Here is a 19,342-nt window from a genome sequence, read left to right on the forward strand (position 1 = left end):
GGCCATCACCTGCTCCCGCGCTCACGGAGGCACACACCAGGGCAAATCGGTAGAATCTTGGCCATGGCGCAGCCGTCGGTAGCACCAGAACTCGTCCTGGAGACCGAGACGGGCTCCACCGTGATGATCCCGGGCCGCGACTACCACGTAGGACGCGACCCGATGAGCGACATCGTCATCGACGACGACCGCGTCTCCTGGCACCACGCGGTACTGCGGCCCGACGACGGCCACTGGACCATCGAGGACGAGAACAGCACCAACGGCACCTACGCGGACGGCCGGCGCATCCACGAGTGGGACGTCGGACCCGGCAGCGTCATCCGCTTCGGCAACCCCGCCGACGGACCCCGCGTGGTCCTCCTGGGCCGCCCCGCACCCACCCCGGAACGCCCCTCCGCCGTCTCCATGCCGGCCCTGACCGGCACCTACCGGCAGCCCACGACCGTACGGCCGCTGCCCACCCGCACCGTCCGCATCGGCCGCGCCGGCGACAACGACCTCGTCATCGACGACCTCGTGGTCTCCCGCCGGCACGCCGAACTGCGCGCCCTGCCCGACGGCACCTACGAGATCACCGACCTCGGCAGCCACAACGGCACGTACCTCAACGGCAGCCCCGTCACCACCGCACCGGTCGCCCAGGGCGACATCGTCGGCATCGGCCACTCGGCGTTCTGCCTCGTCGGCGACGAACTCCAGGAGTACGTCGACACCGGCGAGGTCTCCCTCGACGTGCAGGACCTCGCCGTCGCCGTCGACCGCGGCCGCAAGACCCTGCTCGACCACGTGTCCTTCCCGGTGGGGGAGAAGTGCCTGCTCGCCGTCGTCGGCCCGAGCGGCGCCGGGAAGTCCACCCTCCTCAACGCCCTCACCGGCCAGCGCCCCGCCGACCACGGCACCGTCCTCTACGACGGCCGGGACCTCTACCGCGACTACGCCGAGCTGCGCCAGCGCATCGGCCTCGTCCCGCAGGACGACATCCTGCACGCCCAGCTGACCGTCCGCAAAGCCCTCTCCTACGCCGCCGAACTGCGCTTCCCGCAGGACACCGCCAAGGCCGAACGGCGCGCCCGGGTCGACGAGGTCATCCGCGAACTCGGCCTGGAACAGCGCGCCGACCAGCCCGTGCACAGCCTCTCCGGCGGCCAGCGCAAGCGCGTCAGCGTGGCCCTGGAGCTGCTGACCAAGCCGTCGCTGCTCTTCCTCGACGAACCGACCTCCGGACTCGACCCCGGCATGGACCGCTCGGTGATGCACATGCTGCGCGGCCTCGCCGACGACGGCCGGACCGTCATCGTCGTCACCCACAGCGTGCTCAGCCTGGACGTCTGCGACCGGCTCCTCGTGCTCGCGCCCGGCGGCAGGATCGCCTACTACGGGCCGCCCGAGGACGCCCTGCCGTTCTTCGGCTTCGAGCAGTGGCCGGAGGCCTTCGAGGCCTTCGACCGGGACACGGACCGGGACTGGGCCGAGGAGTACAGCGCCTCACCCTTCCACGGCCGGTACGTCGCCGACGCCTCCGCCCAGCCCCAGCTGCCCCGGTCCGAGCCCGTCGTCATCACCGCGCCGCCCCGGCCGCGCAGCCGGGCCGCGCAGCTCGGCACGCTGGTACGCCGCTACGCCTCCGCGCTGAGCGCCGACCGCACCTTCCTGATCATCATGATCGCGCTGCCCTTCGTGATGGGCGTGATGGCGCGGGCCCTGGCGGCCGGCAAGCTAACCTTCGACACGGCGATGAACACGCTGCTCATCCTGTGTGTCGGCGCGGTGCTCACCGGCGCCGCCAACGCCGTCCGCGAGCTCGTCAAGGAACGCGTGATCTACCAGCGGGAACGCGCGGTGGGCCTGTCCAGATCGGCGTACCTGATGTCCAAGGTCGTCGTCCTGGGCGTCGTCACCGTGCTCCAGGCGGTGGTGCTGACCCTGGTCGCCCTGCTCGGCGTGGACCTGAACGCGCCCGGCGGCGAGGGCGTGCTGATGCCGCCCCTGGTGGAGATCACCGTCGCGGTCGCCCTGCTGGCGTTCACGGCGATGATGCTCGGGCTGCTCGTCTCCGCGCTGGTGCGCAAGGAAGAGGTGACGATGCCGCTGCTCGTGCTCATCGCCATCGTCCAGGTCGTCTTCTGCGGGGCCCTGCTGAAGCTGGACGGCGTGCCCGGGCTGGAGCAGCTGGGCTGGCTGGTGCCGGCCCGCTGGGCGCTGGCGGCGATGGCCGGCACCGTCGGGCTGGCCAGGATCGTGCCGGACGACCTGACCAAGGACCCCCTGTTCGAGCACTCGGCGGGCACCTGGCTGCTGGACGTCGGGATGCTGCTCGTGCTGTCGGTGCTGTTCGGCTTCCTCGTGTCCCGGCTGCTGCGCCGGCACGAACCGGCCGTGATGCGGAAGTAGGGAGCCGCCATGACGACTCCCGGCTTCCGGCCCACCCACGTCGTGCCCCAGCACGGGATGCCCGCCTGGGAGGCGCCCGACCCGGCCCGGCCCACCGTCGACCTCGACCCGCTGCTGCCGGTGCAGCTGCTGGAGCGGCAGGGCGACTGGGGGCACGTGCTGTGCTTCAACGGCTGGTCGGCCTGGGTCGACGGCCGCCGCCTGGTCGCCGTGCCGCAGGACCCGCCCGCCGCGGACGGGCCGCTCACCCGCGCCGCGGATCCGCGTCCGCTGCTGAGCCGGGCGCAGGAGGCTCTGGCGCGTTACCGGTCGGCCGTCGAGGACCTCGCGGGCGGCCTGGACCGGGAGTCCTTCCGCGCCCGCACCCGTGGGCTGCGGATCGGCGTGGTCGTCGACGGGGAGTCCGTGTGGCTCTACGACGCCGCGCACGGGCACTGGGTGTACGCCGACGGCACCCGCCTGACCACGTACGCGACGGACGAGACCCCCCGCGCCGACCCGGAGCCGTCCCGCCCGGCCGAGACGCCCGCGCATCCCCCGACACGGGTGGTCCCCGAGGAACCGCCCCGCTCGCAGCCGGCGCCGGCACCCCCACCTGTGCAGGGGGCACCCCCGGGACCGACGCGGGTTGCGTCGCCCGAGGCCCCCGAGCCGACGCGGGTGGTCTCGCCCGAGGCGCCGGGGCCGTCGGGGGCCGCGTCATCCGACGGGCCGGAGCCGACGCCGGTCGTCGTGACTCCAAGTGCTCCCGAGCCGACCCGGGTGGTGCCGTCCGAGGCTCCCCAGCCCACACGGGCGGTATCTCCCGAGGCTCCGGGGGCGTCGAAGTCCGCGCCTGCCGAGGCCCCCGAGCCGACGCGCGTGGTCTCGCCGGAGGCACCGGAACCGGTGGAGGCCGGGCCGCCCGAGGCTGCCGAGCCGACGCGGGCCGTGTCTGCCGAGCCGCCCGAGCCGACGCGAGTCGTGTCCTCCGAGCCCCCCGAGCCGACCCGGGTCGTATCGACCGAGGCTCCGGGACCTCCCGAACCCACGCGGCTCGTCACGCCGGAGGAGGTCGAGGAGGCGGGGCGTCCGGGGGAGGCGGCGCCCACGCGGGTCGTGTCGCCCGGGGGTGACGTCCGTTGAGCCGCGAGACGAGCGTGTTCTCGGGGCGGCCCTCCGAGCTGATCGGGCAGCAGATCGCCGGGTACCGGATCGAGCAGGAGATCGGGCGCGGCGGCATGGCCGTCGTCTACCGGGCCCGCGACCTGCGTCTGGAACGCACCGTCGCCCTCAAGCTGCTCGCCCCGGAACTCGCCCGCAACGACACCTTCCGGCGCCGCTTCACCCACGAGTCCCGCGCCGCCGCCGCGATCGACCACCCCCACATCGTGCCGGTGTTCGAGGCGGGCGAGACGGACGGCGTCCTCTACATCGCCATGCGCTACGTCGCCGGCAGCGACCTGCGGCACGTCCTCGACCGGGAGGGCCCACTGCCGCCCGCCACCGCCGTGCGCGTCGCCGCCCAGGTCGCCTCCGCGCTCGACGCCGCCCACGAGCACGGCCTGGTGCACCGCGACGTCAAGCCCGGCAACATCCTGGTGGCCCGCGGCACCGACAGCGACCACCCCGAGCACGTCTACCTCACCGACTTCGGCCTGACCAAGAAGTCGCTGTCGCTGACCGGGTTCACCACGGTCGGCCAGTTCGTCGGCACACTCGACTACGTCGCCCCCGAGCAGATCTCCGGCAAGCCGGTCGACGCCCGCTGCGACGTGTACGGCTTCGCCTGCGTCGTCTACGAGACCCTGGCCGGTCACCCGCCCTTCCGCCGCGACGACGACATGGCCCTGCTGTGGGCCCACCAGTACGACGCCCCGCCGCCGCTGACCGAGGCCCGGCCCGACATCCCCGCCCAGGCCGACCCCGTCTTCGCCAAGGCCCTGGCCAAGAGCCCCGACGACCGGTACCCGTCCTGCCTCGACTTCGTGACCGCCCTGCGCGCCGCGACGACCGGCGGCGTGGCCGGGACGGCCCCGACGCCCCCACCGGGGGACCGGCAGCGGCAGGGCATGGGGGAGGAGCGGCCCAAGCCGCCCCCGCGCTGGGCCGAACCGGTCTTCCTGCCGAGGCCGTAGCGTCCGCGGTCAGTGCTCCCGGACCGGGCCCGCCTCGCCCCGCCGCCGCACGCGCCGGGCCAGCAGCGCCCCGGCGAACCCGGTCACCAGCCCCCACGGGACGGCCAGCCCCACCGCACCCCAGAGCCGGGGTCTGAGGAACAGCTCGCCCGCGAGACCGCCGCCCAGGTCGCCGATGCCGAGCACGGACAGGCCGTAATGTGCGGAGATCCGCCCCACGAGGCAGATCATGAACACCGTCAGCACCAGCGCGACGGCCATGTGCACCGCGTGCTGCCAGGCCCGGACCCGGGCCGGGGACCGGGCCGCCATCACGAACGCCGCGGCCAGCAGCAGCACGGCGTCGACGACCAGCAGCCACCACACCCGGCCGTCGTGCTCCGCCAGCGTCCGCAGGTTCAGCTCGGAGATGTCCGGGGTGCGCAGCACCTCGTCGAGCACCCGCGGCATGGGCAGCCCGAACGGTCCCTCCACCCTGCCGTTCCAGGTGGCGCCGAGGCCGATCGTCAGCGCCAGCCACACCAGGTTGGGCATGCCCAGCAGGATCACCGCGAACGTCTCGGCGACGTGCCCTCGCGTCACCGCGACGACGAGCGCGACGACCACACCGATGGCGACGCAGGCGAGCAGCAGCGCGACCATCGCGTACGCGGCCGGCCGTACGGAGGCCTGGAACCGCAGCAGCCCGCCCGGCAGCGGAGCCCCGCGCGACACCAGCACCGCCAGCACCAGCACACCGGCCAGCCACACCACGCCGACGAACACGGACAGCGGGACGTCGGTGGTGAAACCGATCCTCGGCGAGGCGCCGAACAGGTCGCCGAGTTCGCCCAGCGCGTCGTTCCCGAGGGAGATGTCGAAGGTGTGCCGGGCGGCGAGCGCCAGGCCGATCAGCGCGAGCAGCCACAGCGCCGCGATGCGCGCGGCCCACCCGGCCAGCTCGCGGGCACCGGCGACCGCGCGGTGCCGCAGCGGCCGCAGGAAGCCCCAGGCGATCACCAGCGCCCCGGTGAGCGTCACCGACAAGGGGATCACCGTCAGCCCGGCCTGGGTGTCGGCGAGGTCGCCGGCGCTCCCGGAGAGCTCCACGGTGCCCCCGACGGCGGTGACCACGGTCGCCGCGACGACCGGGGCGAACGCGCCGTCCGGCAGGTCGGCGGCTCCGGCCGCCCACAGGCCGAGCGCGGCCACCACCGCCATGGCGAGCAGCCCGCCGAGCACCGTGACGAGGGCATGCGCCCAGCCGTGACGGGCGACGGCCCGCTCGTCTGCGGTACGGACCTGGCCGGAGGGGGTGCGCGAACTCACGCTGCCACGCTAAGCAGCGCCCGCGCCGCCCGCCCGCCGGGAGGTCCGTCCGCGTCGGCTTGCGGTGCGTACCGGACCGGAGCACACAATGAACTCGTAGTGGAAAAATCTGCCTACACCGGGATCAATGCCTCGGCTGTGCGCAGGCCGCAGAGAACCCACGCGGGAAGAAGAGCTCGTGAGCGTCGAACCGCCGTCGTCCGGCCGCCCCACAGGACCTCCCTCGGGCCCGCTGTCCGGCCCCTCCCAGCCGCCACCGGGAGGCGGCCCGCCCCCCGAGCCGCCGAGCGGGGGCGGCGAGCCGCCGGAGCCCCGCCGCTCGTGGTGGGGATCCGTCCCCCGCGTCGCGCTGATCGCCACCGCCCTCGTGGCCGCCGTCGTCCTGGTCGTGGTGTTCACCCGCCCAGACGGCGGCGGCACCGGCGCGTCCGACAGTGGCACCAGGACGTCCGAGGGTGAGGTCTTCCTCCAGCCCGCGGCGGACACCGGCCCGGACCCGTTCACCGAGTCCACGGCGAAGGAGAGCTCCGCCGCGCCGGTCTCGCCCTCGCCCACCGAGCTGGCCCCGCAGAACACCGTCCAGGGCGTGCAGGGCGGCGCGCCGGGTCTGTACGGCGGCACCCGCAACGTGTCCAGCTGCGACGTGGAGAAGCAGATCACGTACCTCAAGGGCGCCCCGGACAAGCAGCGGGCGTTCGCCTCCGTCGCCCGCGTGGACCCGTCCGACGTGCCTGCCTACCTGCGCTCGCTCACCCCGGTGCAGCTGCGCATGGACACGCGCGTCACCAACCACGGCTACAAGGACGGCGCCGCCACCAGCTACCAGGCCGTCCTCCAGGCCGGCACGGCCGTCCTCGTCGACGACCGCGGCGTGCCCCGGGTGCGCTGCGCGTGCGGCAACCCGCTGACCCCGCCGGTCGCCCAGCAGACCGCGCCGAAGGCCTCCGGCGACGCGTGGCCGTCGTACAAGTCGTCGAACGTCGTCGTGGTCACGCCCGCGCCGGAGCCGGTCGACGTCTTCGTCATGTGCGAACGCGACGGCGAGTGGTTCGAGCGCCACAAGGGCGACACGGGCACGAAGGACCGCAAGACGGAGAAGCCGGACAAGCCCTCCCCGTCGGTGAGCGTGACCACGCCGACGTCGCCGACCGACACGACCTCGTCGGAGCCGCCCACGAGCGAGCCGCCGACCTCGGAGCAGGAGACGTCGCCGGAGCCGCCGACGAGCGAGCCGCCGACGTCCGAGCCCCAGCCGCCGCCCGGGAGCGACACCGGGAACGGCACCGGGAACGGCACCGGGAACGGCACCGGGAACGGCACGACGGACCAGGCCCCGGCGTCCTGACCCACCCGGCACGGACTCACCCGGCACGGACCACCAGGGCGTAGTCGCCGAGCCCCAGCAGACGATCGGCCGGCACCTCGCCCCGGGCGCCGACGACCGCCTCGACGCGGCCCGTCTCCGGCTCGAACGCGACGTCCTGGACCGTGCCGAGTTCGTCACCCGTCTCGGCGAGGATCCGCAGGCCCTGCAGCTCGTGGTGCGGCGGCACCTCGGCGGGGGCGGCGACCGAGCGCACCAGCACGGCGTCCGGGCCGACGGCGTGCAGGGCGCCCCAGGGCAGCACCGTCTCCTTGCGGGAGTGCCTGCCCCGCACCCGGACGTGGGTGACCACACCGGACGCGGCGTCGACCGTCAGCGACCTCACGACGCCGATCTCCTCCGCCTCGGTCAGCGTCAGCACCGGCAGGCCCCGCGCCTGCGAGAACAGCATCACGACGGCGTCCCCTTCCGCTCCTCGCGGAAGGCACCGACCCGGGCGACGAAGGCCGTCAGGTCGTCGGCGACGTAACGGGTGGCGTCCGCGGGGATGACCAGCGCCCGCCCCGAGACGGCGAGCGTCTCCCCGCGTGGCACGTACACCCGGTGCCGACGGCGCCTGGAGCCCTGCACGAGCGCCTTGCCCGCGGCGATCCGGAAGCCCACGACCCGGCCGCTGGTGCCGCCCTCGACGACCACGTCGAGCACCGTGCCGACCTCCGCGCCCTCGTCGGTCAGCACCTTCGCGTGCAGCACCCGGCCCTGCTGGGCCTCGCGCCGCGCCACCACGACCGACGTGTCCTGCAGGGCGAGGGCGTCACGGATCATCACCGCGTCGTGGCCCAGCGAGTGCACCGCCGCCCAGGGCAGGCTCTGCTTCAGCGGGCCGGACAGCAGGCCGCGGCCGCTGAGCGTGAAGCCGGTGACGCGCCCCGCCGCGGCGTCGAACACCGTGTCCTTGACCTGTGCGACGGCGTCTCCGCCCAGAGTGACCACCGGCAGGGTCGTCAGGCTCCGCGCCGCCATCAGCTCGTTCATCGCACGCCCTTCCCGCCGGGCCTGCGCCGCACCGCGATGACCGTCCCCGACCGCCGTCCGGCCTGCACGGCGAGCGTCACCGCGGCGACCGCGGCGAGCGCCGCGACCACCACGACCAGCCATATCCACCAGGCCACCGCACACCTCCGGCGATCCGCCCGGCCGCCCTCGGCCGGTCCTGGTTCCTTCCGGGTGCCCCGTGGACGGGGGACAATGCCCAGGGCACGGGATGGACGGACACCTGTCAGGACTGCACCGCGCGGCTCGGGGTACGAGCACTGGTGCAGAGCGTCCGGCCAGTCCGGCTTCCCAGAGAGAAACGAATGATCGACCACCTGGACGGGGCAGTGATACCGACTGGTTTCGACGTGCCCGTGGAACCGCTGCGGCGGGCGGCACACTATTCGGGCGAGCAGGGATGCATCGCCGAGGCGCGGTCCTTCGCCGCGCTCTTCCTCGACCAGCTCAGGACCGAGTGGTGCGCGCGCATCGACGACCGCGTCGACGGCGCCGTGCTGCTGGTGGTGAGCGAGCTGGTCACCAACGCCGACCGGCACAGCAACGGGCCGTACATCCTGGAGCTCGTGGGCACGGACACCGCCGTGACGGTGTCGGTCTACGACAGCAGCTCCGCCCTGCCCCGCATCTTCCCGCGCAACCCCGAACGCGTCGGCCGGCACGGCCTGGAGATCGTCCACGCGCTCGCCGAGCAGGTCAGCGTGGAACGGGTGCCGGTGGGCAAGCGCGTACGCGCCGTGCTGCCCCTCGCCGACGAAACCGGTGGGTGAGCCGGCCCGGACAGCTCCTGGTCCTGAGGCTCGACGGGACGCTCCGCGCGCCATGGCCCCCGGGAGGCGGCCCTCCCGGCCCGGACGCCGTCACGGGTGCCGTCCCTTCCCGCATGGGGGACGGCACCCGTGACGGCGTCCGCTGCGTCAGGCGCAGCCCAGCTCGCCCAGCATGCCCTCGCGCAGCCGGGTGATGATCCGCTTGATCAGCCGGGAGACGTGCATCTGGGAGCAGCCGAGCCGCTCGCCGATCTCCGCCTGGGTGGCCTCCTCCACGAACCGCATGTGGATGATCTGCCGGTCCCGCTCGCTGAGCTCCGCCATGAGCGGGGCGAGCGAGTGGAAGTCCTCGACGAGCCGCAGCCCGTCCTCCTCCACACCGATGAAGTCGGCCAGGACGGCCTCGCCGCTCTCCGGCCCGTCGCCCGTGAGCGCGGCGTCCAGCGAGGACGAGTTGTACCCGTTCGCGGCGATCTGCCCCTCGACGACCTGGCTCTCGGAGATGTTCATCAGCGTGGCCAGCTCCGCCACCGTCGGCTCGCGGTCGAGCCGGCTCGCGAGTTCCTCACGGGCCTTGGCCAGCTCCACGCGCAGCTCCTGCAGCCGCCGCGGCACGTGCACCGCCCACGTCGTGTCCCGGAAGAACCGCTTGATCTCGCCCACGATGTACGGCAGCGCGAAAGAGGTGAACTCCACCTCGCGGCTCAGCTCGAACCGGTCGATGGCCTTGATCAGGCCGATCATGCCGGTCTGGACGATGTCCTCCATGTCGTCGCCGCGGCCCCGGAACCGGCCCGCCGCGAACCGCACGAGCGACATGTTCATCTCGATCAGCGTGTTGCGCGCGTACTGGTACTCGTGCGTGCCCTCTTCGAGTTCCGTCAGGCGCTGGAAGAACTGGCGGGACAGCTCCCTCGCGTCCCGCGGGGCCACGGACCGCGGGTCCGCGACGCCCGGCAGTGCTCCGTCACCCGTGCTGGCCTCGGCGTTCTCCTCGACGACCTGTGCCTTCGACCGGATCACGGCGGTCTCCATTACCTCTCCCCGAACGTCATGGCGGACATCTGCCTAGGTCCTTCCGGATTGCGGGTACCCGGACAGACGCCACACATGCCCGCGAAGGCCCGGCCGGTGGAGAACCGGCTGCCGGAACCCTCCGCCGGGGACACCCGGGCCGGGTCCCGGCACTCCCAAACCCGTTGTCCGGCCCCGGTGTTGGGGCGATTCCACCCAGGGCGGAACGCCGGGCCCTTCCCCCGGCGAGCAGGACTCCTAGGCTGGAGCAGTGAGCAACCACGTGCCGAACGAAGCCCGCGTCATCCCTCTGCGTCCGCACGGCGCGCGCCCCCAGGCGGCCCGCCCCACCGCCGCTCCGCCGCGCCCGGGACCCCCGGCCCCCGCCCCGAAGGAGCCCCTGTGGCGCGACCTCGTGGGCGACGTCCTGCGCCGTGAACGCCTCGCGCAGGAGCGCACCCTGAAGGACGTCGCCGACGAGGCGCGGATCTCGATGCCCTACCTGTCGGAGGTGGAGCGCGGCCGCAAGGAGGCCTCTTCCGAGGTCCTCGCGGCCGCCGCCCACGCCCTCGGACTGGGCCTGGGCGACCTGCTGTCGAGGGCGCAGGGCGAGCTGACCCGCGTCACCTCCCGCTCCGCGGGCGGCAGTCGCCCCGGGGCGTCCACCTCGTCGTACGACGGGATGTGCCTGGCCGCCTGAGCCCGGCCGGCCGGCGCCTCAGACCTGCACGGGGCGCCGGCTCAACACCTCGTCGGCCAGGCCGTAGGCCACCGCCTCCCGCGCGGTGAACACCTTGTCGCGGTCCATGTCGGCCCGCAGGCTCGCCACGTCGTGGTGCGTGTGCCGCGCCAGCACCTCCTCCACCTGGGAGCGGATCCGCACCATCTCCTTGGCCTGGAGCGCCAGATCGGACACCATGCCGCGCTGCCCTCCGGCGGCGGGCTGGCCGAGCAGCACGCGGGCGTGTTCCAGCACGAACCGCCGCCCGGGGTCCCCGCCGGCCAGCAGCACGGCCGCCGTGGAGGCCGCCTGCCCGACGCAGACCGTCGAGATCGGCGCCCGCACGAACGTCATGGTGTCGTAGATCGCCATGAGTGAAGTGAACGAGCCGCCGGGGGAGTTGATGTAGACGGCGATCTCGCTCTCCGGGGACGACGCCTCCAGATGGAGGAGCTGGGCGATGACGACGTTGGCGACGCCGTCGTCGATCTCGGTGCCGAGGAAGATGATCCGCTCCGACAGCAGCCGGCTGAACACGTCGTAGGACCGCTCGCCCTGCGGGGTGCGCTCGACGACGTTGGGAATCGTGTAGGTACCCATCACTGCAGTCCCATCCGTCGCCGGGAGGCGGCCGGGCGGACGTCCGCGAGGGACTCCACGACCCGGTCCACCATGCCGTACTCCCTGGCCTCCTCGGCCGTGAACCAGCGGTCCCGGTCGCCGTCCCGGGAGATCGTCTCCGGGCTCTGGCCGGTGTGCTCGGCGGTGATCCGCTCGATGGTCCGCTTGGTGAAATCCAGGTTCTCCGCCTGGATCTCGATGTCGGCGGTGGTGCCGCCGATGCCCGCCGACGGCTGGTGCATCATGATCCGCGCGTTGGGCAGGGCGTAGCGCTTGCCGGGCGCGCCGACGCTCAGCAGGAACTGGCCCATGCTGGCCGCGAATCCCATGGCCAGGGTCGAGACGTCGTTGGGAACGAGCCGCATCGTGTCGTAGATCGCGAGGCCCGCGTGCACCGCCCCGCCGGGGCTGTTGATGTACAGGCTGATGTCGGTGCGCGGGTCCTCCGCGGACAGGATGAGCAGTTGGGCGCAGACCCGGTTCGCGGAGACCTCGTCGACCTGCGTGCCCAGCAGCACGATGCGCTGCGCGAGCAGTTGCGCGGCCAGATGGTCGTCGAACCGGGTCGGAGGGGTGTCGCCCTCCTCCGCCCGCGGGGCGAGTGTCGCCAGGGGAGTCATCGGTTCTCCTCGTGGTGGCAGAAGTGCCGTGGACGTTGCGTCGACTCCACTGTCGGCCTCGGGTGAGGCACGGACGAGGTTTCTCTGCCCTGGGCAGATCCGCCACCGGCAGAGCGCAGCGGTCTGCGGTGCGCGCCGATCATCCGGTCCGAAAGAGTTTTCCGCTCCGACCGATGAGTTCCGGGCCGTCGGCCGGTCGACACAGATGACAGCGACCACGTCCCGGGAGGAACTCATGGCGACCGACGGTTTCACCACCTGCCTCTGGTTCGACGGCCAGGCCGAAGAGGCGGCCCACCACTACGTCTCGATCTTCAAGAACTCCAGCATCGGCAAGATCGCCCGCTACCCCGAGGGCGCGCTCCAGCCCGCCGGCAGCGTGATGACCGTCGAGTTCACGGCGAACGGTCACAAGTTCCTCGGGCTCAACGGCGGACCCCAGTTCAAGTTCACCGAGGCGGTCTCCTTCATGATCTTCTGCGCGGACCAGGAGGAGATCGACTACTACTGGACCAGGCTCACCGACGGCGGCGAGCCGGGCCCGTGCGGCTGGCTCAAGGACAAGTACGGCGTGTCCTGGCAGGTCGTCCCCGAGCGGCTCGACGAGATGGTCACCGACCCGGATCCGGCGAAGGCGGCCCGGGTGACCGAGGCGTTCATGGCGATGGGCAAGTTCGACATCGCCGCCCTGGAGAAGGCGTACGCGGGCGAGTGACCCACCGGCGCCCGTGGGGGCAGGAGCCCGCGCCCGTGGGGGCGGGGCCCCGCCCCTACGCCGTCTCGGCCAGGATCTCCCCGATCGCGAGCCGGGAGTTCTCCGCGACCGGTGGGTTCGTCTCCCAGTAGTACGGCAGCGCGATGACCGCGATCGACAGGGCCCAGCCACGGCCCCGGGCCCACTCGGCGTCGTCGGCGCCCACGGCCGCGCGGAAGGCGCCGCGGACCTCGGCGGGCAGCACGCACCAGGCGCTGATCAGGTCGACAGCCGGGTCGCCCACGCCGACCGTCCCGAAGTCGATCACGGCGCTCAGCCGTCCGCCGGTGACCAGCAGGTTCCCGGCCATCAGGTCGCCGTGCGCCCACAGCGGCGGCCCGGCGTACGCGGGGGCGCGCAGGGCCTCCTCCCACGCGGCCGTCACCGCCGCGGTGTCGACCCGGCCCGCCAGCTGCGCGAGCGCCTCCCGCACGAAGGGGTCCCGGGCCGCGAGCGGCACGCCCCGGTAGCCGAGGGGTCCCGCCGAGGCGTCCTTGCGGCGCAGGGCCCTGACGTACGCCGCCAGGTCCTCGGCGAGCAGACCGGGTTCCTCAAGGGCCCCGGGCACCGGGTTGCTCCCGTCGAGCCAGCCGTACACCGACCACGGCCACGGGAAGTCCTCCCCGGGCTCGCCCTGCCCGAGGGGTTCGGGCGAGGCGGCGGGCAGCCCGGGCGCCAGCCGGGGCAGCCAGCGCAGTTCGTGCGTGATGGCGTCGACGGCGCGGGGATGCCGGGGGAGCCGCACGACCTTGTCCGCGCCGAGGCGGAACATGGCGTTCTCCGTTCCGGAGGACTCCAGGCGGCGCAGCGGTAGCCCTGCCCACCGCGGGAACCGGTCCGCGATCAGCCGGCCGACGAGCGGGGCGTCGACGGTGACTTCGTCCTCATGCATTCGCAGCGCGCACATGGCGCCCATTCGAGCGGTCAACCCGCCGACTGTCGAATGGTTTTGGCGATCTCCCGGGCGATCCGCAGGATCCCCGGGGAGCGGACCGGGCAGGGCTTCGGCGTGGACGTCGTGGGCGCCAGACAGAAGTGCAGGTAGTCGTCGTCGCGGTGCAGGGCCGTACGGTCCCGGGACGGCTGGGTGCAGTAGTCCCGGTGGGCGCGCTCGTGGGCCGTGCACGGCAGGTACTGCGCCCAGGTGTAGCGGCCGCCGGCCGGGCTCACCGCCTTCCCGGCGTCCGACACCAGGTCGCCCGTGGCGGCGGCCTGCTGCTCGTAGAGGGCGTTGACGCGCCGGACCCGGTCGGGGGTGGCCGGGTCCGGGCCCTGGGACACCCAGACGATCCTCGGGCCGTCGCCGCCCCCGGCCGCGGCGATCTGCTCGGCGAGCCGGCGCGCGTCGGCGGCGTACCGGGTGAAGTACCGGGCCGGGGACTTGTCGTAGGTGATGCCGTCCATGCACGGCGTGTATCCCCAGGAGTTCCCCCAGAACTGCAGCACCACGAAGTCGGGCCGCAGCCTGCGCACCAGCGCGGCGGCCTTGTCGGCGGCCGGTACGAGGGACCGGTCGGCCGTGCCCTCCAGGTAGTCGCAGAGCGTGGTGCCGGAGTACGGGGCACTGGTGTACTCCGCCTCGACGTCCCGGCGTAACTCCTGCCCGAGGACCTTCTGGGCCTCCATCGCCAGCGAGTCGCCGAGGTACAGCACCCTGGGCGCCTTCCTCGGTACCGCGCCGGGGGAGACGGGGACGCGCCCGCGGGGTGGGGGCGCGCCCTGCTCACGCGGAGCCGGGAGCCCCGGGGAGGCCGACGTGCGCGGTGCGTCCGGTGGCGGCCCCTCGGGCGCGGACGCCGGATCCCCGCACGCGCCGAGCAGCACCCCGGCCAGCAACACCCCCACGACCCACGGCTTGCGCATACGGCAACTCCCACCCCGGCCACCGAAACGGCACTCAGGCAAGCACAGCCGGGCGCCGGGGGGAAGACGTACGCCGGACGCGGTGGGTCAGACGCGGTCGGCGGCGATCAGCAGGTACTGGAAGCTGCCGTTCCGGTAGGTGGTGAGGAACGTGTCCTCGATGCCCGTGACCAGGTGCTCGGCCTGCCGGCGCAACTCGCAGTACGGGATGGTCGCGGCCGTCAGGTCCTGCACGTGCACCGGGACCAGCCGGTTCCGGGCCATGGCCCGGAAGTACTCCGACCGCGGGTGGATGTCGCAGATGTAATGGGCGTTGATCAGGGAGACCTCGCGCGAGGCCCGACCGTAGGTGTCGTTGTAGCAGCCGGTGATCACCACGTAGCGGCCGCCGCGGCGCAGCAGCCGGGCGTGCTCGGCGAACAGCAGGTCCAGCTCCCGCCCAGGCGGCCTCGGCGACGTACCCCAGGTGCAGCCGGGCGATGTCGTGCACGAACCGCGCGGTCTGGCTGGGTGTGGCGAAAGCGGCGTAGTCCCTCAGCGCGCGGTGGTACGAGCGCAGCGGCCCGTCGGCCGTCAGGCCCCGGCGCCACTCCGCTTCCCGGTCGGGCGGGCCGTGGTAGGTGTCGAGGGCCGACCGGGCGATGATCAGCCGCCCGCCGAGTCCGCGGGAGGACCCGCCCCGGTCCTCGTCCTCGGAGCAGTAGCAGCTGTCGACGAGGTTCTCGGCCAGCAGCAGCTCGCCGGCGACGGTGAGGCGGTCCAGGTCGGTGGCGCCAGGATGCTGCAGCACGACGGCCCGGCCGAACTGGCACCCCGAGCGGTCGGCAGGGGTGGATGGAGTGGTCGGCGAAGACGGCGGGACGGCCGGCGAGGCCGGCGGCCTCGTGCGCCGGTGAGCCGGGCGGGCCTCGAGTACCGGCCAAACAGCGGCAGAGATGGCCGGATAACCGCGTGAAGGGGGCGGCCTCTCGCTCCGGCGGTGGCAAACCCCCGATCGGGGCGGAGGAGGAACGGCCCGGTGACCCCACGCCGGTCCCCCGCCCGTCGCCGCCGGGGCACAGGGCGCACAGGGCGCGCGAACGCCGCCGACACGGTCGTGCACCCGCCGTAGCCACCGCCCGCGCACGGTCCGGAAGCGGCTCGCGCTCGGCGCGCGGGCCGGCCCACAGGTGACTAGCGTGAGGAAACGGACCATCCACCCGTCCGGAGAGGGCCGCAGCCATGGCCGTGCAACCCGAAGGGGCCCCTTGCTGGGCCGACGCGATGTTCAGCGACCTCGAAGGGGCCAAGAGCTTCTACGGGGACGTCCTCGGCTGGACCTTCGCCGAGGCGTCGGCCGAGTTCGGCAACTACACCGAGGCCTACGCGAACGGCAAGGCGGCCGCCGCCGTCGTCCCGCCCATGCCCGGCCAGGAAGGCATGTCGCAGTGGTGCCTGTACTTCGCGGCCCGGGACGCCGCCGCCACCGCGCGGAAGATCCGCGAGAACGGCGGCGAGGTGGTGATGGAGCCGATGCAGGTCGCCGACCTCGGCACCATGTGCCTGGCTCGCGACCCCGGTGGCGTGATGTTCGGCCTGTGGCAGGCCGGCACCCACGAGGGGTTCGCTGCGGAGATGGGCGAGCCGGGGGCGTTCTGCTGGGCGGAGGTCTTCACCCGCGAGCCGGGGAAGTCCGACGCGTTCTTCCCCGCGGTCTTCGGCTACAGCGCCCAGCAGATGCAGGACCACACGATGGACTTCCGGGTCTACAACCTCGGTGAGCGACCCGCCCTGGGCCGCATGGAGATGACGGACGACTTCCCGCCCGAGGTGCCGCCGTACATCAACGTCTACTTCGGCGTGGCCGACTGCGACGAGGCGGTCTCGAAGGCCACGAAGCTCGGCGCGACGCTGCAGTTCGGCCCGATGGACACCCCCTTCGGGCGGTTCGCGGCGCTGACCGACCCGCAGGGCGCGAACTTCTCCGTGATCGACACCACGAGGACCGAGGGTGAGATGCCGGCCATGACCGACGTCTCCTGAACGGGCTCCGCGCCGGGCACCCGGCACGCCCATGGCATGATCGTGTCCATGGGTGAACGTGTTGTGGCCGCGTGCGACGGGGCTTCGAAGGGAAACCCCGGGCCCGCGGGCTGGGCCTGGGTCGTCGCCGACGCTTCCGAGACGCCGGAGCGGTGGGAGGCGGGGCCGCTAGGCAGGGCCACCAACAACGTCGCCGAACTGACCGCGCTGGAGCGCCTGCTGGCGGCGACCGACCCGGACGTACCGCTCGAGATCCGCATGGACTCGCAGTACGCGATGAAGGCCGTCACCACCTGGCTGCCGGGCTGGAAGCGCAACGGCTGGAAGACGGCTGCCGGCAAGCCGGTCGCCAACCAGGACCTCGTCGTGCGCATCGACGAACTGCTGGACGGCCGCTCGGTCGAGTTCCGCTATGTCCCCGCCCACCAAGTCGACGGGGACCGGCTCAACGACTTCGCCGACCGCGCCGCCAGCCAGGCCGCGACCGTCCAGGAGCCCGCGGGCAGCGGCCTCGGCTCCCCCGAGCCGCCGCCCGCCCCGGACACCCCGGCCAAGGCCCCGCGCTCCCGCTCCCGCGGCGGCGCCGCCCGCACCGCGCGGACCTCCGCGGCGAAGGGCTCCTCACGCACGATCAAGGCGAAGTTCCCCGGCCGCTGCCAGTGCGGCCGCTCCTACGCGGCCGGCGAGCCCATCGCCAAGAACGACAGCGGCTGGGGCCACCCCGAGTGCCGCACCGGTGCCGCCGTCTGATCAGTGGCCTCTAGGCGTCGAACGTGTAGTGCGGCGTGTGGTCCAGCAGGTCCGCCGGGCTCATGTCGTGCCACGGCCGCATCGTCTCGCGCAGGTCGATCACGTTCGGCGTGCCCGCGGCCGGCAGGTAGCCGGAGCGGGGGTGGCGCCGCTGCCAGTCCGCCCACAGCTTGTCTATGTAGGCGTGGTGCAGCCAGAACACCGGGTCGTTGGGGGAGACCCCGGTGGCCATCTGCCCGCCGACCCAGACGTGGACGCGGTTGTGCAGGTTGACGCCCCGCCACCCTTCGAGGTGGTTGCGGAAACCGTCCGAGCCGCTGTTCCAGGGCGCCATGTCGTACGTCGGCATCGCCAGCACCGAGTCGACCTCGGCGCGCGTCGGCAGCTCGCGTCCCCCGGACCCCAGGGAGCGGCGCAGAAACGTACGGCCGTCGACCCGCACGTTGATCGGCCAGTTCCCGCTCGACGCGGCGAACGGCCCGTCCGTCACCCGGCCGTCCCGCTCGCGCCCGGTGCCCCCGAGGAAGTCGGGCGCCCACAGCGAGGCACGCGGCGTACGGTCGACGGTCCAGTCCCAGTACGGCAGGCTCACCGACGCGTCCACCGACTGCAGCGCCCGCTCGAACTCCAGGAGGAATCTTCGGTGCCAGGGCAGGAAGGACGGGGAGCGGTGGCCCGTGCGCTCGCCGTCGTCGGTGTCGGAGACGATGAACGCGTTGTGGGTGGTGACGAACTCGTCGTAGCGGCCGGTGCGCTTGAGCTCGATCAGCGCGGCCACGAAACGCCGCTTCTCGTCGGCGGTCAGTTCGGACTGGTTCTTGCGGACAGCCATGTGCGGGTGCTCCAGGTGCGGTGCGGTACGGGTCAGTTGGCGGGGAAGGGCAGCAGGGGCGCGCCCTGCAGCTCGTCCACCGCGGCACGGGCGGCGGCGCGCGGCGTGGCCACCGGGTCGTAGTGGCTGACGACGCTGATCCAGCTGCCGTCGGCGTTGCGCATCACGTGCAGCTCCACGCCGTCGACGAACACGGCGTAGCCCGCGCCGTGGTGGTGGTGACCGGACCCGGAGGCCGGCCGGCCCTGTATCCGGCGGCCCTTGTAGACCTCGTCGAAGGACGCGGGGGAGCCGTGGTGTCCGGCGGCGGTCGCGGCCGGGGCCAGGGCGGGCACCGTTCCGGCGGCGGTGGCGAGGGCGGCCGCGGCGGTGAGCGCGCGACGACGGCTGAGTTCCGGCATACGGACCTCCTGGGGTCGTTCGGGTGATGACGCCGTATGCCTATCGGCCCGTGCGGTAACGGGAGAAATCCCCTCGAGCCGGTTGGCTGCGATCCGGGCAATTCCCCTTATGTCGTGCAAGGTTGAACCAGGATGATCTTGCTGTGGCGGCCGCGTGTGCCGGTCGGGAGGGGGAAATTCCGCCCGCTTCGGGTGCTGTGGCGGATGTTTCTCCCCGGGCGGTCCGCGGCTCGTGGTGCGCGTCACGCCGCGAAACTGACGCGAAACGGCGGTTCGATCGATGATGCTTTTGTCCTGCTACTCGTCCGCGATCGACAGCTCTCGGTCGCCGCCACCTGGACCGGGCTCGGGCTCGACCGCGCCGGCGAGGCCGACGGGCGGGCCCTGCTGGAGACCTCTTCGCCGACGTCCTGGACGGCCACCCCCTGCTGGGACGCCCCGGCGGCACCCCGTGGGGGACTTTCCGCACCCTGACGAACCGCACCTGGCACCACGGCACCCTCGTCCTGCTCGGCGACGCCGCCCACACCACGCACTACTCCATCGGCGCCGGCACCACCCTCGCCCTGGAGGACGCGATCGCCCTGGCCTCCGCCCCGCGCGAGCACGCCGCACTCCCGCGGGCCCTCGCCCGCTACGAACACGAACGCAGGCGTGCCCTCCTGCCCCTGCAGAGCGCGGCCCGCTACGGTGCTGCGCCGGTTCAAGCGCTGGCTGGGCCCGAAGGTCGCACGGACCGTACAGGCCAGGGAGCTGACCGCTCGCCCCTAGGGGTGTC

Annotated in this window: 20 protein-coding genes and 3 pseudogenes; 10 read left to right on the forward strand and 13 right to left on the reverse strand. The window is 73.1% G+C overall.

Going from position 1 to position 19,342, the window contains the following annotated elements; genetic code table 11:
* Positions 1 to 63: 63 nt before the first annotated feature.
* Genes ACSUPV_RS39445 through ACSUPV_RS39455 form a run of 3 tightly spaced genes read left to right on the forward strand, consistent with a single transcriptional unit; the run spans position 64 to position 4,511 of the window.
* Positions 64 to 2,394 carry an FHA domain-containing protein gene (locus tag ACSUPV_RS39445; protein WP_436949685.1) on the forward strand — a complete coding sequence of 777 codons (2,331 nt, stop codon included), beginning with the start codon at positions 64 to 66 and terminating at the stop codon, positions 2,392 to 2,394.
* A 9-nt stretch (positions 2,395 to 2,403) separates the two neighbouring features.
* The gene (locus ACSUPV_RS39450) at positions 2,404 to 3,519 is read left to right on the forward strand and encodes a hypothetical protein (protein WP_436949686.1); all 1,116 of its coding nucleotides are present in this window, start codon (positions 2,404 to 2,406) and stop codon (positions 3,517 to 3,519) included.
* On the forward strand, positions 3,516 to 4,511 hold the full coding sequence (locus ACSUPV_RS39455; protein ID WP_382616158.1) for a serine/threonine-protein kinase: 996 nt from the start codon (positions 3,516 to 3,518) through the stop codon (positions 4,509 to 4,511). Before ACSUPV_RS39450 ends, ACSUPV_RS39455 begins: the two co-directional genes overlap by 4 nt.
* Positions 4,512 to 4,520: 9 nt before the next feature.
* On the opposite strand, the gene ACSUPV_RS39460 is transcribed toward ACSUPV_RS39455, so the two are convergent.
* Positions 4,521 to 5,819 (reverse strand): streptophobe family protein, encoded by a 1,299-nt coding sequence (locus ACSUPV_RS39460; RefSeq protein WP_031118659.1) that lies wholly within the window; start codon positions 5,817 to 5,819, stop codon positions 4,521 to 4,523.
* A 178-nt stretch (positions 5,820 to 5,997) separates the two neighbouring features.
* On the opposite strand from ACSUPV_RS39460, the gene ACSUPV_RS39465 reads away from it, so the two are divergent.
* Complete coding sequence (locus ACSUPV_RS39465; protein WP_436949687.1) at positions 5,998 to 7,164, forward strand: DUF6777 domain-containing protein; 1,167 nt, start codon at positions 5,998 to 6,000, stop codon at positions 7,162 to 7,164.
* A gap of 16 nt (positions 7,165 to 7,180) precedes the next feature.
* On the opposite strand, the gene ACSUPV_RS39470 is transcribed toward ACSUPV_RS39465, so the two are convergent.
* From ACSUPV_RS39470 to ACSUPV_RS39480, 3 genes are read right to left on the reverse strand one after another with little or no spacing between them, the layout of a single operon-like run.
* Positions 7,181 to 7,597, reverse strand: coding sequence for a PRC-barrel domain-containing protein (locus ACSUPV_RS39470; protein WP_436949688.1), 417 nt, complete (start codon positions 7,595 to 7,597; stop codon positions 7,181 to 7,183).
* A complete protein-coding gene (locus tag ACSUPV_RS39475) occupies positions 7,594 to 8,178 on the reverse strand; it encodes a PRC-barrel domain-containing protein (protein WP_037758245.1) in 585 nt (194 codons plus the stop codon). Before ACSUPV_RS39475 ends, ACSUPV_RS39470 begins: the two co-directional genes overlap by 4 nt.
* Positions 8,175 to 8,315 carry a hypothetical protein gene (locus tag ACSUPV_RS39480; protein WP_359788524.1) on the reverse strand — a complete coding sequence of 47 codons (141 nt, stop codon included), beginning with the start codon at positions 8,313 to 8,315 and terminating at the stop codon, positions 8,175 to 8,177. Before ACSUPV_RS39480 ends, ACSUPV_RS39475 begins: the two co-directional genes overlap by 4 nt.
* A gap of 186 nt (positions 8,316 to 8,501) precedes the next feature.
* On the opposite strand from ACSUPV_RS39480, the gene ACSUPV_RS39485 reads away from it, so the two are divergent.
* A complete protein-coding gene (locus ACSUPV_RS39485; RefSeq protein ID WP_031118663.1) occupies positions 8,502 to 8,966 on the forward strand; it encodes an ATP-binding protein in 465 nt (154 codons plus the stop codon).
* A 147-nt stretch (positions 8,967 to 9,113) separates the two neighbouring features.
* Here the strand turns inward: ACSUPV_RS39485 and ACSUPV_RS39490 are convergent, their stop codons facing one another.
* Positions 9,114 to 10,001: an RNA polymerase sigma factor SigF gene (locus tag ACSUPV_RS39490; RefSeq protein ID WP_037758247.1), complete on the reverse strand. Its 888-nt coding sequence runs from the start codon at positions 9,999 to 10,001 to the stop codon at positions 9,114 to 9,116.
* Between the two features lie 250 nt (positions 10,002 to 10,251).
* Between ACSUPV_RS39490 and ACSUPV_RS39495 the strand changes: the two genes are divergently transcribed.
* Positions 10,252 to 10,680, forward strand: a complete 429-nt coding sequence (locus tag ACSUPV_RS39495) for a helix-turn-helix domain-containing protein (protein WP_031118666.1) — start codon at positions 10,252 to 10,254, stop codon at positions 10,678 to 10,680.
* A gap of 18 nt (positions 10,681 to 10,698) precedes the next feature.
* Here the strand turns inward: ACSUPV_RS39495 and ACSUPV_RS39500 are convergent, their stop codons facing one another.
* On the reverse strand, positions 10,699 to 11,301 hold the full coding sequence (locus tag ACSUPV_RS39500) for a ClpP family protease (RefSeq protein WP_031118667.1): 603 nt from the start codon (positions 11,299 to 11,301) through the stop codon (positions 10,699 to 10,701).
* On the reverse strand, positions 11,301 to 11,942 hold the full coding sequence (locus ACSUPV_RS39505; RefSeq protein ID WP_436949689.1) for an ATP-dependent Clp protease proteolytic subunit: 642 nt from the start codon (positions 11,940 to 11,942) through the stop codon (positions 11,301 to 11,303). Before ACSUPV_RS39505 ends, ACSUPV_RS39500 begins: the two co-directional genes overlap by 1 nt.
* A gap of 235 nt (positions 11,943 to 12,177) precedes the next feature.
* Between ACSUPV_RS39505 and ACSUPV_RS39510 the strand changes: the two genes are divergently transcribed.
* Entirely contained in the window at positions 12,178 to 12,657 is a 480-nt protein-coding gene (locus ACSUPV_RS39510; protein WP_031118669.1) for a VOC family protein, read from the forward strand.
* A 55-nt stretch (positions 12,658 to 12,712) separates the two neighbouring features.
* Here ACSUPV_RS39510 and ACSUPV_RS39515 read toward each other — a convergent pair whose 3' ends face one another.
* The 4 genes and pseudogenes from ACSUPV_RS39515 to ACSUPV_RS39530 all read right to left on the reverse strand — a co-directional run.
* Entirely contained in the window at positions 12,713 to 13,588 is an 876-nt protein-coding gene (locus tag ACSUPV_RS39515) for an aminoglycoside phosphotransferase family protein (protein WP_382618618.1), read from the reverse strand.
* Between the two features lie 32 nt (positions 13,589 to 13,620).
* Positions 13,621 to 14,559 carry an SGNH/GDSL hydrolase family protein gene (locus ACSUPV_RS39520; RefSeq protein ID WP_436949690.1) on the reverse strand — a complete coding sequence of 313 codons (939 nt, stop codon included), beginning with the start codon at positions 14,557 to 14,559 and terminating at the stop codon, positions 13,621 to 13,623.
* 87 nt (positions 14,560 to 14,646) lie between these two features.
* Positions 14,647 to 14,994 (reverse strand): annotated as a pseudogene (locus ACSUPV_RS39525) (SAM-dependent methyltransferase); the annotation flags it as partial.
* 1 nt (position 14,995) lies between these two features.
* Positions 14,996 to 15,382 (reverse strand): annotated as a pseudogene (locus ACSUPV_RS39530) (family 2 encapsulin nanocompartment cargo protein terpene cyclase); the annotation flags it as partial.
* A 398-nt stretch (positions 15,383 to 15,780) separates the two neighbouring features.
* On the opposite strand from ACSUPV_RS39530, the gene ACSUPV_RS39535 reads away from it, so the two are divergent.
* Both ACSUPV_RS39535 and ACSUPV_RS39540 read left to right on the forward strand, forming a co-directional pair.
* Positions 15,781 to 16,581, forward strand: coding sequence for a VOC family protein (locus ACSUPV_RS39535; RefSeq protein WP_436949691.1), 801 nt, complete (start codon positions 15,781 to 15,783; stop codon positions 16,579 to 16,581).
* A 36-nt stretch (positions 16,582 to 16,617) separates the two neighbouring features.
* Positions 16,618 to 17,331, forward strand: a complete 714-nt coding sequence (locus tag ACSUPV_RS39540; RefSeq protein WP_436949692.1) for a ribonuclease H family protein — start codon at positions 16,618 to 16,620, stop codon at positions 17,329 to 17,331.
* 10 nt (positions 17,332 to 17,341) lie between these two features.
* Here the strand turns inward: ACSUPV_RS39540 and melC2 are convergent, their stop codons facing one another.
* Both melC2 and melC1 read right to left on the reverse strand, forming a co-directional pair.
* Positions 17,342 to 18,163 (reverse strand): tyrosinase MelC2, encoded by an 822-nt coding sequence (gene melC2 / locus ACSUPV_RS39545; RefSeq protein ID WP_436949693.1) that lies wholly within the window; start codon positions 18,161 to 18,163, stop codon positions 17,342 to 17,344.
* Between the two features lie 32 nt (positions 18,164 to 18,195).
* Complete coding sequence (gene melC1 / locus ACSUPV_RS39550; protein ID WP_031118678.1) at positions 18,196 to 18,564, reverse strand: apotyrosinase chaperone MelC1; 369 nt, start codon at positions 18,562 to 18,564, stop codon at positions 18,196 to 18,198.
* A gap of 333 nt (positions 18,565 to 18,897) precedes the next feature.
* Between melC1 and ACSUPV_RS39555 the strand changes: the two are divergent.
* Positions 18,898 to 19,335: pseudogene (locus ACSUPV_RS39555) on the forward strand (FAD-dependent monooxygenase); the annotation flags it as partial.
* Positions 19,336 to 19,342 lie beyond the last annotated feature (7 nt).

The sequence above is a fragment of the Streptomyces sp. SudanB52_2052 genome (assembly GCF_964272415.1).
Taxonomy (GTDB): Bacteria; Actinomycetota; Actinomycetes; order Streptomycetales; family Streptomycetaceae; genus Streptomyces; species Streptomyces olindensis.

Bases quoted from the DNA above. Each gene is read 5' to 3' on its own strand.
- ACSUPV_RS39520 (WP_436949690.1), bottom strand. From the start codon at position 14,559: ATGCGCAAGCCGTGGGTCGTGGGGGTGTTGCTGGCCGGGGTGCTGCTC.
- ACSUPV_RS39510 (WP_031118669.1), top strand. From the start codon at position 12,178: ATGGCGACCGACGGTTTCACCACCTGCCTCTGGTTCGACGGCCAGGCC.
- ACSUPV_RS39515 (WP_382618618.1), bottom strand. From the start codon at position 13,588: ATGCATGAGGACGAAGTCACCGTCGACGCCCCGCTCGTCGGCCGGCTG.
- ACSUPV_RS39505 (WP_436949689.1), bottom strand. From the start codon at position 11,942: ATGACTCCCCTGGCGACACTCGCCCCGCGGGCGGAGGAGGGCGACACC.
- melC1 (WP_031118678.1), bottom strand. From the start codon at position 18,564: ATGCCGGAACTCAGCCGTCGTCGCGCGCTCACCGCCGCGGCCGCCCTC.
- melC2 (WP_436949693.1), bottom strand. From the start codon at position 18,163: ATGGCTGTCCGCAAGAACCAGTCCGAACTGACCGCCGACGAGAAGCGG.
- ACSUPV_RS39450 (WP_436949686.1), top strand. From the start codon at position 2,404: ATGACGACTCCCGGCTTCCGGCCCACCCACGTCGTGCCCCAGCACGGG.
- ACSUPV_RS39490 (WP_037758247.1), bottom strand. From the start codon at position 10,001: ATGGAGACCGCCGTGATCCGGTCGAAGGCACAGGTCGTCGAGGAGAAC.
- ACSUPV_RS39445 (WP_436949685.1), top strand. From the start codon at position 64: ATGGCGCAGCCGTCGGTAGCACCAGAACTCGTCCTGGAGACCGAGACG.
- ACSUPV_RS39500 (WP_031118667.1), bottom strand. From the start codon at position 11,301: ATGGGTACCTACACGATTCCCAACGTCGTCGAGCGCACCCCGCAGGGC.
- ACSUPV_RS39485 (WP_031118663.1), top strand. From the start codon at position 8,502: ATGATCGACCACCTGGACGGGGCAGTGATACCGACTGGTTTCGACGTG.
- ACSUPV_RS39540 (WP_436949692.1), top strand. From the start codon at position 16,618: ATGATCGTGTCCATGGGTGAACGTGTTGTGGCCGCGTGCGACGGGGCT.
- ACSUPV_RS39535 (WP_436949691.1), top strand. From the start codon at position 15,781: ATGGCCGTGCAACCCGAAGGGGCCCCTTGCTGGGCCGACGCGATGTTC.
- ACSUPV_RS39475 (WP_037758245.1), bottom strand. From the start codon at position 8,178: ATGAACGAGCTGATGGCGGCGCGGAGCCTGACGACCCTGCCGGTGGTC.